The organism is Gracilibacillus oryzae (genome assembly GCF_009498735.1).
In the GTDB taxonomy this organism is placed as follows: Bacteria; Bacillota; Bacilli; order Bacillales; family Amphibacillaceae; genus Gracilibacillus; species Gracilibacillus oryzae.
Genome location: NZ_ML762428.1, coordinates 129,119 through 144,855, shown reverse-complemented (window position 1 = coordinate 144,855; position 15,737 = coordinate 129,119). Strand labels below are relative to the sequence as shown.

Sequence of the window (15,737 nt, the reverse complement as noted above, 5' to 3'; positions counted from 1 at the left end):
ATTCAAACACAATAATGAGGAGGAACAAACATGTTACAAATTAGACCATTCAAATTTTGGTTTGTTACAGGAAGTCAACACTTATATGGTGAAGAAGCAATTAAAGAAGTAGAGAAAAATTCACAAGAAGTAGTTTCCGGATTAAATAATGATGGGAATTTACCTTTTGAAGTAGAGTTTAAAGAAGTACTGACAACAGCAACTGATATTCATTCCCTTATGTTAAAGGCTAATTCTGACGAGGAATGTGCTGGTGTTATTACATGGATGCACACATTCTCACCAGCTAAAATGTGGATTTCAGGATTAAAGACATTACAGAAACCATTATTACATCTTCATACACAATTTAATCGTGACATCCCTTGGGATTCGATTGATATGGACTTTATGAATTTAAACCAGGCAGCACACGGTGACCGTGAGTATGGATTTATTGGTACACGTATGGATGTATCAAGAAAAGTAGTGGTAGGTCACTGGCAAAATAAAGACGTAACAACAAAAGTAGCTGACTGGATGAAAACGGCAGCAGCAGTATGTTCAGATATCCGTGTTGCTCGCTTTGGTGACAACATGCGTAATGTTGCGGTTACTGATGGGGATAAAGTTGAAGCACAGATTAAGTTCGGTTGGGTAGTAGATTATTATGGTATTGGTGACCTTGTAGAAGAAATGGCAAAAGTAACCGATGCAGAATTAGATGCACTTTACAAAGAATATGAAGAATTATATGAACTGCCTGCAGAAGCAAGTGAGCCGGGTCCAGTAAGAGATTCTATCTTAGAGCAGGCAAAAATTGAACTAGGATTGAAAGCTTTCTTGTCAAAAGGCAATTACACTGCATTCACAACAAACTTTGAAGACCTACATGGTATGAAGCAATTGCCAGGTCTTGCAGCACAGCGTTTAATGGCAGAAGGGTATGGCTTTGCTGGTGAAGGTGACTGGAGAACTGCAGCATTAACTCGTTTTATGAAAATTATCGCTGGTAATAAAGGTACTTCATTTATGGAGGATTATACTTACCACTTAGAGCCGGGTAACGAAATGATTTTAGGCTCTCATATGTTAGAAATTTGTCCAACAGTTTCAGCAACGAAACCGAAAATCGTTGTAAATCCATTAGGTATTGGCGGGAAAGAAGACCCAGCTCGTTTAGTATTTGATGGAAGCGGCGGCGATGCTGTTAATGCTTCATTAATTGAAATGGGCGGACGCTATCGTCTTGTAATTAATGAAGTGAAAGCAGAACAACCACAAATAGAAACACCAAATCTGCCTGTTGCAAAAGTGTTATGGAAGCCTGAACCATCATTAAGCGAAGCGACAGAAGCTTGGATTTATGCTGGTGGAGCTCATCATACTGTCTTCTCTCTTGATGTGACTACAGAACAGCTTTGCGATTTTGCGGATATTGCGAAAATCGAGTGTGTAGTTATCGATAAAGATACAAATGTAAGACAATTCAGAAATGAATTAAAATGGAATGAAGCAATTTATCGTTAAGATGGAAAGGCAAGAGATCTACATGTTGTAGATCTCTCTTTCTGTCTTAATATAACAGGTACTGTTGTTGGTTTGGGCCGTTTAAGGTAAAATATATATTATAAGAAGCTGTATAAGTGCGTGTTCAAAAAGTCGGCAAATTGAAAGCAAGAAGTTCGAGGGACTGCAGTGAGGAGCGGACTCGCAAGCCAATTGATGACTTTTTGAATCGTCTATAAGTGTTGTTTAAGTCAGTTTAATGAGGTGTGTAAATGCAAACAAAATATAATATAGTAAAACAGGCAATCAAATCTCAGATTTTAGATGGTACTTACCAGCCGTACCAGAAGATCAGCTCAGAGAGTGAATTGATGAAACAGTTCGGTGTAAGTCGTCATACTGTGAGACTTGCCATTGGTGACCTTGTCAATCAAGGGTGGCTTTATCGTGAACAGGGTGCCGGTACTTTCTGTGCTGACCGCTCTAAAGAAGATAATCAGCATTCCGTCATGCAAAAAAATATAGCAATTATTACAACATATATATCTGATTATATTTTCCCATCGATTATCAGAGGTGCAGAATCCTATTTAAGCCAGCGTGGTTATCAAGTTAGTTTGTTTTCGACAAACAATGACCATGACAATGAGAGAAAATTTTTAGAAAATATTTTAACACAGCAATTCGATGGTGTCATCATAGAACCAACAAAAAGTGCAGTCTCTAATCCTAATATAAATTACTATTTAAATCTTGAGCGGCAAAATATCCCTTATCTTATGATAAACGCATTTTATGATGAATTAGAGCCATTTCATATTGTGATGGATGAGGAAAAAGGCGGCTTTCTCCAGACAGAACATTTAATTGAATTAGGCCACAAAAATATTATCGGTTTCTTTAAGACGGATGATACCCAAGGAACCAAAAGGATGAAAGGATATTTAAAAGCTCATCGGAAGCATAATATTGAAATATCGCCTAATAATATCATCCCATATACGACAGAGGAAAAGGCTGAGAAGCCGATTGAAGAATTACAAAAACTATTAGAGAATACAGAAAATCGCCCGACAGGGATTGTTTGTTATAATGATGAACTTGCCATTAAGTTATTGGATGTAATCAGAGAAAAGCAATTAAAGGTTCCGGACGATATTTCTATGGTTGGATTTGATGACTCATTTATGGCGGAAGTGACAGAAGTAAAGTTAACTACAATAAAACATCCTCAAAGTGAAATGGGCGAGTTAGCTGCCAAAGTTATTCTAGATATGATCAAGCAATCTAAGGGTTCGAAAAAGCAGCCGATGACAGAAAATGATTTAATCCGGTTTGATCCAGAATTAGTAATCCGTAATTCTACAAAAGCAATAAAATAATGAATAGTTGATAGGATAGACTGGTGGATGCTGGTCTATTTTTTTATTGATTCTTACACAAGCTGTAGAGCAGTTATTTATTTGAACATACAACCTATTGTAAAACTACCTTATTCTGCTATACTATTAGTACGTACAAATCTGAAAAGGAAAGGAGTTATTATATAAGTTAATCCTATCAGTAATAAAATTATGTAAACGGTAACAGATGATATTCATAACAAAAGTCAGCTTAATGCAAGTAAGGGGGCGGAACTATGGAAGCGAAATATAAAAGAATCAAAAATCTAATCAAATCAGATATCCTTAGTGGATTAACAGTCCCGCATCAAAAAATAAGCTCTGAAAATGAATTAATGCGCCAATTTAATGTAAGTCGCCATACAGTTCGTTTAGCAATTGGAGAGCTTGTAAGTGAAGGGTGGCTGTATAGAGAACAAGGTGCCGGTACTTTCTGTGCAGATCGTACTAACCTTAAAGATGCGGAAGTGGTAGATGAGCATAGTGAGAAAAATATCGCAATAGTGACTACATTTATATCAGAATATATCTTTCCTTCCATTATCAGGGGAGCAGAAGCTTATTTAAGTGAGCAAGGTTATCGAGTCAGCATCTTTAATACAAATAACCAATATCAGATTGAACGAGAAATCTTAGACAAGATTTTACTGAATAATTATGCCGGAGTCATTATCGAACCTGCTAACAGTTCAGCGCCAAATCCTAATTTAAAGTACTATTTGAATCTGGAGCGGGAGAAGATACCATATGTAATGATAAATGCTGTTTATGATGAACTCGAACCAGTAAGTTTTATGATGGATGATATTAAAGGCGGTTACATGCAGACAAAGCACTTAATTGAATTAGGTCATAAAGATATTGTATGCATTTACAAAACAGATGACTCTCAGGGAAGAAAGAGATTGAAAGGCTTTATTAAAGCGCATCGAGAAAGTAATCTTACATTAAATCCCCAAAATATCATTACTTACACATCAGGAAATGAAATGACAGAACCTGTCCGTTGTCTAAGTAAACTGCTTGATAATAAATACAATAAACCAACGGCAGTAGTATGCTACAACGACCAATTGGTAATGAGAGTGATGGATTATATCCGGAAAAAAGGTCTGTGCATACCGGAAGATTTATCAATTGTAGGCTATGATGATTCTATCCTTGCAGAGGTTTCAGAAGTTAAACTGACAAGTGTTATCCATCCAAAGCAAACCCTTGGATGGGATGCAGCAAAGGCTGTAACTTGTATGATTAAAAAGAAATCAATGAAGGATAAAAAACTATCATGTTTGTATGAGCCAGAGTTGAATATACGACAATCAACATTACAACTATCCGAGAAATTATTATTATCATAACAAATGAAAATAGCATGAGAAGGATGATGAAAATGATGAATCAATCAAGTATACCAATAGATAAACTCTATGATGAAACCGTGCTGGACTATAAAGAAAAATGGACAGTTAATAATGTTCATGACCCTGCTATCATAAAAGATGGTGACTGGTACTATGTCTTCTCAACTGATGCACAGTTTAAAGGAGATTTCTGTTCTGGTATCCAAATCAGAAAGTCTAACGATCTGATTAATTGGGAATGGGTCGGTTATGCTTTTGAAAATGGAGTACCAGCTGAGGCTGAAAGCTGGACAGGTGCCAAAGGATTATGGGCTCCGGAAATCGTTAAGTTTAATCAAAAGTATTATATGTATTATGCTGCCAGCCAGTTTGGCAAAACACAATCATTTATCGGTGTTGCAACAAGTGAAAATATTGAAGGGCCTTTTGAAGATCAAGGGTTAGTCTATAAATCTGTGCAAGATGAAGAAGGACCGAATGCAATAGATCCCAATATTACTATTGATAAGGACGGAGAACCTTGGATGGTTTATGGTTCCTTTTTTGGCGGGATTTATCTGGCAAAAATTAATAAACAAACAGGTAAACTGCTCGATGAAGGAAGAGGTAAACTAATTGCTCAGCGAAATCGAAGTGTTGACAGAGCTTTGGAAGGTCCTTACATCGTATACCATCCTGATTTTGAATACTATTATTTATTTGTATCTTATGATTCTCTATTCTCAAATTATAATATACGTGTAGCCAGATCCAAAAGTATGGAAGGACCATACTTGGATTTCTCAGGAAATGAAATGACAGATATCGATTCCCCGCCATATGAAGTAGGGATGAAGCTGCTTGGCGGCTACAAGTTTCACAATAGTGACGGTTGGGTAGCGCCAGGGCACAACACTGTGTTAAATGATGACAATAATTTTTATATTTGTCACCACATTCGGGCACCGAAAGATAAGAGATGGCATTATTTACATATCCGTACGATCTTATGGACAGAGGATGGTTGGCCATTAATATCACCTCAAAGATTTGCAGGCGAAGAAAAACGGCGAATAACTGCAGAAGAGCTTACGGGCGACTGGGAGTTATTTAAGGTGGATCAGCACAATGATGAACAAGATGAATCATTCCGTATCACAGTAAAGGAAAGTAATTGGATAAATAAAAGCAATAACAACTATCATTTCATATTTGGTGAAAATAGAGTCAGCGGTGTCGTAAATGAGAGCTGGGATTGGGAGAACTGGACGGAAACCATTGTGTTTATGGGGAAAGATCAAGAAGGAACGGTATATTTAGGGAAAAGAACGAACTCCTATTAATGTTATTATTAATATATTTGTTATGATTATAACCTGTAAACTGGTGGATAAACAAAAACGTTAATCTTACAAAAAAAATTTATTATAAATTAACAAAAATATGTTGAAAAGAGTTGTTGAGTTGATTATAATGAAATTACAACATCTCATACGTACAAATTAGTTTATTGCAAAATTATTTGTATGTATTGTTGAATATAATAGTTATTATGTACGTTCAGCTAGAGGATCAATACTTGTTGAATTGAAAGGGGTTGCATATTAAGAGAGAGAGTAATAGGAAAGTACACCATCTAAGTAATAAGTGTTAAATATTCAATATAAAAATGGGGGTTATTAAAAATGAAAAAAGGTTTAATGATTCTATTTGCTTCACTAGTATTTGTTTTAGCAGGATGCAGTGGCGGCGATGAGAATACAATTCAATTCTGGACACCTTTAACAGGTGAAGATGGAGCTTACATGGACGAATTAGTAGATGCTTTTAATGAGACAGAGCCAGAGTTCGAGGTAGAGCATGTTGTTACTTCTGATATGTACACGAAAATGTATACGGTTTTAAACTCAGGAAATGGAATTCCGGATTTATCAATTATTCACGCAGACCGTGTTACTAGCTTTGTAAAACAAGGTTTAATAGAGCCGATGACAGGAATCATGGAAGCGCAACCAGAGTTAAATACAGAAAATTATTTAGCAGAAGCATGGGAAGCAGGAAATGTTGAAGGAACACAGTACACAGTTCCTTTGGATATTCACTCGAATGCAATGTATTACAATAAAGATTTATTGGCAAAGTACGGTGTGGAGCACTGGTTAGATGATAATGTTGTAACATTTGATGAAATGCTTTCATTACAAGGACAATTGGAAGAAGGACAATATGTACTGAATGACGCGTTAGCAGGCTGGGTAGTTTTGGCACAAATTCAGAACTTAGGCGGAGATATTCAGCAAGATGGTGCGCCAGCAGTTAACACTCCTGAAATGGAACAAGCTATTGGGGCGATTAAGGAATTAGCTGACGCTGGATTAATGACTCCGTATGGTGAAGATGGATATTTAATGTTCCAATCAGGTAATGTATTATTCTCTACTGATGGTACTTGGAGTTCAACAGGACACGGACAAGTGGAAGGTTTAAACTTTGGAGTAACAAATATCTATGCTTTTGAACCAACTACTTTCCATAATCGTGCATCATCACACTTATTCGCAATGCTGGAAAAAGAAGAAAGAACTGATGAGAAAGAACAAGTAATTGGTGATTTCCTTGAATTTATCAGACAGAATTCACTGAAATGGGCAGAAGCAGGACAGATTGTAGCAAGTACAGAAGTAATCGAAAGTCCTGAATATGATGAATATATGCAATCTTTCTTCACATCGACTCCAGAACAAGAAGAATCTCTGCATATTTACACTTATGAACACTATCCTTATGTTGCAGAGGCAATAGACACGTATGTTGGCGATTTAATCCATGGTGAAATGGACTTGCAACAAGGATTAGAAGAAATGCAGAAGTTCGTTGATGATAAGGTAGCTGAAGGTTCCTTAGATATCGAAAATGCAGAGACAGAAGAAACAACAGAGGAATAAGTTTTATAAGGTAATGTGCCATTATTCTGGCACATTACCACCTTTAAGATAAAGGAGGCAATCCAGTTGAACAATAATAATTTCCTAAAACCACTTTTATTTGTTGGGCCACACATTATCTTATTTATTGTTTTTATCTTAATACCATCTGTTTACGGTATTTACGCATCCTTTACAAATTGGAACTTAATTGGGGATCCGGTTTGGGTTGGTTTAGATAATTATAAAACAATACTTACAGATACTGATTCTACGTTCTACAGTCAATTCTTCAATGGACTGAAAAACACATTATTATTCGTTGTATTCAGTGTTCCGTTATTGATCATTATCCCATTATTAATTGCAGTGGCCCTGGAACATAAAGATCTAAAATTCACAAGTCTTTTCCAGACACTTCTTTATATTCCTGGTCTAATCTCTATATCTGCTGCAGCATTAGTATGGTCATTGATTTTCAATAAACAACTCGGTGTAGCAAATAACTTATTCGGATCGGAAGCTGTTTGGCAAACCACTCAGCCATATGCCTGGATTATTATATTAATCATTACAATATGGGCTGGAATTGGCGGTAATATGATTATCTACCGTGCCGGCATCAATGGCGTATCAAAAGATTTGTACGAGTCAGCAGAAATTGACGGAGCTGGTCCAGTCAGAAAATTCTTTAGCATTACATTACCTTCAATTAGATTCCCTTTAATTTACACAATGGTAATGACAACTGCAGGAGCATTTAATGTATTCGCCCAGCCATTAATGATGACAGATGGTGGTCCAAGACAAAGTACTACTGTGTTGATGATGTATATCCGTGATTTAGCATTTAGCCATGGTGAGTCAATTGCAGGGTTAGCGTCAGCGATGGCAGTATTGCTCGGTCTAGTGATACTAGTAATCTCAGCATTTCAGTATTATGTAATGAATCGAAATGCCGCGTAGTAAAATTATCTGAAATGAAGGATATAGAGGTGAGAATATGTTTAAAAAAATCAAGGTGTCTAAATACTTAGCCTACCTGTTTCTAATTGTTGTTAGTGCTATCTGGACTATTCCAGTTATATTTGGTATTGTTACATCATTCCGATCTCAGACTGAAATAGTAAATGAAGGATTTAGATTACTGCCTGTGAACTGGATAGTTGATAATTATGTAGCTATTTTAGAAAATACATCTTCCGCGCCAATATTACAATGGTTATGGAATTCGATCTTTATTGCTACATTACACACTTTATTAGTAGTTGCTGTTATTTCTATAACAGGTTATGGTTACTCTCGTATGAAATTTAAAGGTCGTGATTTCCTGTTTTTCACGCTCTTGGCAATCTCGTTTTTCCCGAATGTAGTAAACCTGATTCCTTCTTATAAAATTATTGATATTTTAGGATGGGTAAACACACCTTGGGCTATGATTGTTCCTGGTCTTGCTGGTATGGGTAACATTTTCCTTGTAAGACAGTTTATGCGTGGTATTCCAATGGAGCTTGATGAATCAGCGCGTGTAGACGGAGCTGGAGATTTCACCATTTATGCAAAAGTTATTCTGCCTTTAATTAGACCAGTTTTAATTGTTTGTGGGTTATTCTCCTTTACTGGTTCTTGGAACGACTTCCTATGGCCAGTTATTGTTTATACAGATGTAGATAAAATGCCTGTTACTGCTGGTTTACTATTATTACAAGATATTTATGGTAACTACCGAATGATCGGTCAATTGATGGGATCAGCTATATTAGCTATTATTCCAACATTGCTGCTCTTCTTCTTCGCACAAAAATATTTTGTATCAGCAATCAACCTTAATTCAGGGATTAAAGGTTAAGGGTTATTGGCTTATCTAAAAGCAAAGTTTTTCTAAGAGGTGATGAAGTAATGAAAAGAGGTCTGGAAAGAAAGTTTATCATTGTCGGGGCACTATGGAACTTAATTACAGCTTTTTTAACAATGTTTAGTTACAATTCATGGTTTAATCAGGAAGGTGCTAAACAAATAGAGAATGTAGACACTAATACAATGATTGCAGGATCTCAAATGATTAATAATATATCGCAAATTATCTTCTTGTATGGCTTATTTATTCTGATTGGAGCTATTATTAACTTTCTAATAGCTACTAAAATAAGAGATAATGATATTCAGAACAAGCTGATGATCTGGTTTATAATATGGGCTGTAACACAATTATTAGCGATGGATGTCATTGGATTTGTTTTATACATGTTAGCGATTGTATTATATTTTTCTAAAAACAAAGCGATTAGATTAACAAACAAGAATTTAGATGAGTCGTACGGCAAGAAAAACTTTGCTTGATGATAATCCAACATCTCCTTGTTATTAATTAAGAATGAATGCTTAAGATAATTTAATGACTTTCAAAGTCAACTTCCTTAGAAGATATATTGGTATATAGAAATTGAGTATAAGAGTGAGCTAATTATTGGCTCACTCTTATACTATATCCAATACTTTATAAGTAAATGCTTCGTTGCTGGAGAGCGATATTCCATCACTTTATTTAGCTTCTGAAGGCGAGACTTTTCTCTTGTGAAACAAATAAAAGATATGCAATCGAAAAATAAGATAAGATGTATAAACTTTTAGTTAATAGTCTTAAAAATAGGGCGCATTATCTTGACAAAACAGTAGATTTTTCATAATCTATATATACGTACAAATTACATAAAATATTTATATTCTTATCATTTGTACGAATAAGATGACTGTTGGAAGTAGTATATCACGCTTGATTTGTAAGCGTTTAATAAAACGAAAATGGAAAGGATGAACAAAATGGCAAAAGAATCAGTAAAAGCAAGAATGGTAATTGACAAGGAATTTCAAATCTCTGAAATTGATCCACGTGTATATGGTTCATTTATCGAGCATCTAGGCAGAGCTGTATATGGCGGTATCTATGAGCCAGAACATCCAACTGCAGATGAACATGGTTTCAGACAGGATGTTCTTGACTTAGTCAAAGAATTGCAAGTTCCCATTGTCCGCTATCCTGGTGGAAACATGGTTTCTGCATATAACTGGGAAGATGGTGTGGGACCGAAAGAAGATAGACCAAAACGTTTAGAACTGGCATGGCGAGTAACGGAAACAAACCAGATGGGGACAAACGAATTTGTTGATTGGGCGAAGGCGGCCAATACAGATGTGATGATGGCAGTTAACCTCGGAACAAGAGGAGTAGATGCAGCTCGTAACTTGCTTGAATATTGTAATCATCCAGGAGGAACATATTGGAGTGATTTACGTAAGTCACATGGCTATAAAGACCCGCACAATATCAAAGTGTGGTGCTTAGGAAATGAAATGGATGGTCCATGGCAACTTGGTCAAAAAACTGCTTACGAATATGGCCGATTAGCATTCGAAACAGCGAAGGCAATGCGACTGGTTGATCCGACAATTGAATTAGTAACATGCGGAAGTTCCAATTCCAATATGCCGACATTCCCAAGCTGGGAAGCAGAAACATTAGAACATACTTATGAAGTTGCTGACTATATCTCCCTTCATCAATATTATGGAAACAGAAGTAATGATACGGCTAACTTTTTAGCAAAATCAATGGATATGGAAAACTTTATCCAAACAGTAATTGCCACTTGTGATTATATTAAAGCGAAAAAACGCAGTAAAAAGAATATGTATTTAAGCTTTGATGAATGGAATGTCTGGTTCCACTCTAATGAGCAGGATAAAGAAATTGAGCCATGGACAGTTGCGCCACCTCAGTTGGAAGATGTGTACACTTTTGAGGATGCTCTTTTGGTTGGAAGTATGCTAAATACGATGTTACGTCACTCTGATCGTGTAAAAGTAGCTTGTATGGCACAGCTTGTAAACGTTATCGCACCAATCATGACAGAAAATGGCGGTGCAGCATGGAAGCAGACAATCTTCTATCCGTACTACTATACATCAGTTTACGGACGCGGAGTTGCCCTAAGCCCTGTTGTCAGCTCACCTAAATATGACAGCAAAGACTTCACAGATGTCCCATACCTTGATCCATCTGTTGTATACAATGAGGAAAAAGGGGAAGTTGTTATTTTTGCGACAAACCGCCATTTAGAGAAAGACTTGGAAGTTGATATTGATATCCGTTCATTTGAAGGCTACGACGTTGTAGAACATGTAGTTTTAGAGAATGAGGATGCAAAAGCTATCAATACAGCAACACAGGAAAATGTAAAGCCGCATACTAATGGTGAATCGTATGTAGACGATGGCAAGTTAGTCGGAATTTTTCCTAAATTCTCATGGAACATGATTCGTTTACAAAAGAAAAATTAATCATAACAACAAAGAAAGGCAAGGAGTTGATCTTGCCTTTCTTCCTTTACATACTAGTAAGAAGGGAGTTTTGTGAATGAAACACCATCAATATGCCCTTACTCCTCCAATGGGCTGGAACAGTTGGGACTGTTATGGAGCAACTGTCACAGAAGAAGAAGTGAAAGGGAATGCTGACTACATGGCCGAAAATCTAAAGGATTTTGGCTGGGAGTATGTAGTTGTGGACATTCAATGGTCTGAAGCGGGGGCAGTCTCGTCAGCCTATCGTCCGTTTATTCCATTAGATATGGACGAATTTTCCCGCTTAATCCCTGCGGTTAATCGCTTTCCATCATCAGCTGATGGAAAAGGATTTAAACCACTTGCTGAATATATTCATGACAAAGGCTTGAAATTCGGCATTCATATTATGCGTGGAATCCCAAGACAAGCCGTACATCAGAATACAGCTATTTTAGGCAGTGATGTTCGTGCCAGAGATATTGCAAAACCAAATTCAATCTGTCCATGGAATACAGATATGTATGGTATTGATCATACAAAAGAAGGTGCACAAGAATACTATAATTCCTTATTTGACCTGTATGCCGAATGGGGAGTTGACTTTGTAAAAGTAGATGATATAGCAGATTCCAGATTATATGGAATTCATGCTGATGAAATTAAAATGATTCGTAAAGCAATCGATCAATGTGGCAGACCAATGGTACTGAGTTTATCACCTGGCCCGGCACCACTTGATCATGCCAGTTTACTGACAGAGAATGCGAATATGTGGAGAATGACGGACGACTTCTGGGACATCTGGCATCTTCTCTATGATATGTTTGACCGTTGTTATAAATGGAGTAAAACCATTGGTCCTGGCTACTGGCCTGATGCCGATATGCTGCCGCTAGGTCATATTGGAATTCGCTCTGTTGACGGTGGAGCAAGTGACAGGTACACAAGGTTTACCAAAGATGAGCAATTAACGATGATGACACTCTGGTCCATATTCCGTTCCCCTTTAATGTTCGGTGGGGAATTAAGAGATAATGATGATTGGACACTGTCCCTTCTTACAAATGAGGAAGTGCTTGAAGCACATCAAAAGGGAACTGGAGCAAGACAGGTACTCCGCGAAAATGATAAGGTTGTGTGGATGTCTTACGGTGAAAACGATACGATTTATTTAGCTCTATTCAATTTGACGGATGAAAATAGTCAGGTGGAAGCAGAATTCGACCAGCTGGGTATAAGCAGTGTTGAAGTAAAGCTAAGAGATTTATGGGCAAATGAAGATATCGGTACAGCTTCTGATAAAATCAGTTTTGAAGTGCCGGTACATGGCGCGAAGTTTTTTAAATTAACAAACATATAAAAATAGATTTCTAGATTATTTTAATAAATGAGGTGGAAAAATGAGCAATAAAGTTGTTATTAATGCTGATGTGTCAAAAGGAACAATTAACAAGAATATCTACGGACATTTTGCTGAGCATTTGGGACGTTGTATTTATGAAGGTTTCTGGGTAGGAGAAGATTCAGAGATTCCAAATACAAATGGAATTCGAAGTGATGTGGTAGAAGCACTAAAGAATATAGATATCCCACTCCTTCGCTGGCCTGGAGGTTGTTTTGCTGATGAGTATCATTGGAAAGATGGGATTGGCCCGCGTGAAGATCGTAAAAGAATGGTTAATACCCACTGGGGCGGTGTCATTGAAAATAACCACTTCGGGACACACGAATTCTATATGTTATGTGAAATGTTAGGTGCAGAGCCATATATTAATGGAAATGTCGGTAGTGGAACGGTACAGGAAATGTCTGAATGGGTAGAATATATGACATTTGATGGTGAGTCACCTATGGCAAACTGGCGTAAAGAAAATGGGAAAGAAGAACCATGGTCACTAAAATATTTTGGTGTCGGTAATGAAAACTGGGGTTGTGGCGGTAATATGCGACCACAATATTATGCGGACTTGTATCGCCAATTCCAGACATATGTAAGGAACTATGGCGATAATAAAATCTACCGTATAGCTGGCGGCGCTAATGTCAACGATTATAACTGGACAGAAGTGTTGATGAGAGAAGCAGCTCATCTCATGGATGGCTTAAGCCTGCATTATTATGTTCACCCAGGTGGATTCTGGAATAAAGGACCTGCAACAGGATTCACAGAAGATGTCTGGGACATTACGATGGAGAAAACGTATTATATAGAAGAATTGATTGAAAAACATGGAACGATTATGGATAAGTATGACCCTGAAAAACGTATTGGCATGATTATTGATGAATGGGGTGCATGGTATGATGTAGAACCAGGTACAAATCCAGGCTTCCTGTATCAGCAGAATACCATCCGTGATGCATTAGTTGCCGGGGTTTCGCTGAACATTTTCAATAATCATAGTGATCGTGTTCATATGGCAAATATTGCACAAACCATCAACGTGATTCAGTCCATGATTTTAACAGATAAAGAGAAAATGATTCTAACACCAACATATCATGTGTTTGAAATGTATAAAGTACATCAAGATGCTGAACGTTTAGATTTAAGTATCGAATCAAACCAGATAAAAGTTGGTGAGAAAGAGATTGCACAAGTTTCCGTATCTTCTTCAAAAGCAAATAATGGAACAGTTAATGTGACATTATGTAATGTTGATAAGAATGATGATGCAGATGTGCAGGTTGACTTGCGCGGTATGAATCTCTCTGACATCAGTGGACGTATCATTACAGCTGATGAATTGGATGCTCATAATACATTTGACAATCCGGATAATGTGAAGCCTGTTAACTACACAGATTTCCAATTGAATGGAACAGAGCTCTCGTTAAAATTACCTGCTAAATCAGTTGTTGCTATTTCTATTAAATAATATGATAAGCAAGGAAGGGAAGGAATCGCGAATGAAGCGGTTCCTTTTTTCTTTACAATTATGAATCAGTAGGCTTAATATGTGAGTATCAGCAGTTATAGAGAGGAAGTTTTTAATGGAAAAGAGATTATATTTAGATTGCTTTTCAGGAATAAGCGGTGATATGACAATTGCTGCTCTTATGGATACAGCGGGAATACAGTTAGAGTTTTTAGAGGGCGAATTGAGCAAGTTACATTTAGAGGATGAATATCAATTAAAGCTATCGCGGGTAAATAAAAACGGGATTTCCAGCTTGAAGTTTGATGTGATTTATGGTGAGCACCACCATGAGGATGGCCACCATCATGAACATGGCCATCACCATCATCATGATGAAGAGCACACCCATGGACACGGGCATACCCATCATCACCATGATCATGAACATACACATACCCATGATCACCATGACCATAAACAGACTCATGATCATAGTCACGGACATCACCACAACCATACGCATGATCATGGCCACCATCATCATCGCACATATAAAGACATTGTTGCATTAATTGAGAGTAGTGATTTGGATCAGTCTGTTAAAGAATTAGCTCTGAAAATTTTCAAAGTAATTGGGGAAGCTGAAGCAAAAATTCATGGGATGGATCTGGAAACCGTTCACTTTCATGAAGTTGGCGCAATTGACTCGATTGTAGATATTGTTGGTACAGCGATTTTAGTGGACAAGCTAGCTATCAATAAAGTGATCTCTTCACCGGTACCAGTTGGTTCAGGACGGATCAAAATTGATCATGGTCTTTATCCTGTCCCAGCACCAGCTACTTTGGAAATATTAAAAGATGTCCCATTAAAGAGCACCAATATTAAAGGCGAGCTGACAACACCAACAGGTGCAGCAATTGTAAAAGTACTAGCGGAAGAATTCTCAGATTCCATCCCTGACATGACGGTAAAGCAAATCGGATATGGCGCAGGAACAAAAACATTCAAGGACAACCCCAACGTTCTGCGAATCATTCTCGGATAATATAATATGAATATAATGAATGCGGTTGGGAATCAATAATTAGCCAAGGTTGTCAAATGCTTAATGTACTAATATAGAGAATGCTAGCACACCGCTGGGGAAAATACTCGCTTTCACCACGGGCATAAGGGCGACATCTACTCAAGCAAAGTGTTCTTGAGTAGTGTCTTCTTTACCATGTGCACGGCGGTCTGCTAACTTGGTAAAGAAATTCACTTTACCAAGTGGATTTTCATACACGCTCATCTAATCCATTGAAAGTCTCTCTTCTAAAGCGTGTCTATGAAACTTGATTAAATTATAGACAAACTACTATTGTTTCCTCATGA

The 15,737-nt window shown here is 37.2% G+C and carries 12 protein-coding genes; all 12 read left to right on the top strand.

Features of this window, described 5'->3' with window-relative positions; translation table 11 throughout:
• Positions 1–30 precede the first annotated feature (30 nt).
• Positions 31–1,509 carry an L-arabinose isomerase gene (gene araA, locus F9U64_RS08790; RefSeq protein WP_153402639.1) on the top strand — a complete coding sequence of 493 codons (1,479 nt, stop codon included), beginning with the start codon at positions 31–33 and terminating at the stop codon, positions 1,507–1,509.
• Between the two features lie 251 nt (positions 1,510–1,760).
• On the top strand, positions 1,761–2,870 hold the full coding sequence (locus F9U64_RS08785) for a GntR family transcriptional regulator (RefSeq protein ID WP_153402638.1): 1,110 nt from the start codon (positions 1,761–1,763) through the stop codon (positions 2,868–2,870).
• A 257-nt stretch (positions 2,871–3,127) separates the two neighbouring features.
• Complete coding sequence (locus F9U64_RS08780; protein ID WP_153402637.1) at positions 3,128–4,249, top strand: GntR family transcriptional regulator; 1,122 nt, start codon at positions 3,128–3,130, stop codon at positions 4,247–4,249.
• Positions 4,250–4,281: 32 nt separating this feature from the next.
• Entirely contained in the window at positions 4,282–5,574 is a 1,293-nt protein-coding gene (locus F9U64_RS08775) for an arabinan endo-1,5-alpha-L-arabinosidase (RefSeq protein ID WP_153402636.1), read from the top strand.
• A gap of 342 nt (positions 5,575–5,916) precedes the next feature.
• Complete coding sequence (locus F9U64_RS08770; RefSeq protein ID WP_153402635.1) at positions 5,917–7,176, top strand: extracellular solute-binding protein; 1,260 nt, start codon at positions 5,917–5,919, stop codon at positions 7,174–7,176.
• A 66-nt stretch (positions 7,177–7,242) separates the two neighbouring features.
• The gene (locus tag F9U64_RS08765; RefSeq protein WP_153402634.1) at positions 7,243–8,121 is read left to right on the top strand and encodes a carbohydrate ABC transporter permease; all 879 of its coding nucleotides are present in this window, start codon (positions 7,243–7,245) and stop codon (positions 8,119–8,121) included.
• Positions 8,122–8,158: 37 nt separating this feature from the next.
• Positions 8,159–9,004: a carbohydrate ABC transporter permease gene (locus F9U64_RS08760; RefSeq protein WP_153402633.1), complete on the top strand. Its 846-nt coding sequence runs from the start codon at positions 8,159–8,161 to the stop codon at positions 9,002–9,004.
• Between the two features lie 50 nt (positions 9,005–9,054).
• On the top strand, positions 9,055–9,495 hold the full coding sequence (locus F9U64_RS08755) for a hypothetical protein (protein ID WP_153402632.1): 441 nt from the start codon (positions 9,055–9,057) through the stop codon (positions 9,493–9,495).
• 480 nt (positions 9,496–9,975) lie between these two features.
• Positions 9,976–11,493, top strand: coding sequence for an arabinosylfuranosidase ArfA (gene arfA / locus F9U64_RS08750; protein ID WP_153402631.1), 1,518 nt, complete (start codon positions 9,976–9,978; stop codon positions 11,491–11,493).
• Between the two features lie 76 nt (positions 11,494–11,569).
• On the top strand, positions 11,570–12,859 hold the full coding sequence (locus tag F9U64_RS08745) for a glycoside hydrolase family 27 protein (protein ID WP_153402630.1): 1,290 nt from the start codon (positions 11,570–11,572) through the stop codon (positions 12,857–12,859).
• 40 nt (positions 12,860–12,899) lie between these two features.
• Complete coding sequence (locus tag F9U64_RS08740; RefSeq protein WP_153402629.1) at positions 12,900–14,378, top strand: alpha-N-arabinofuranosidase; 1,479 nt, start codon at positions 12,900–12,902, stop codon at positions 14,376–14,378.
• Positions 14,379–14,493: 115 nt separating this feature from the next.
• Positions 14,494–15,408, top strand: coding sequence for a nickel pincer cofactor biosynthesis protein LarC (gene larC / locus F9U64_RS08735; RefSeq protein ID WP_153402628.1), 915 nt, complete (start codon positions 14,494–14,496; stop codon positions 15,406–15,408).
• Positions 15,409–15,737: the final 329 nt, after the last annotated feature.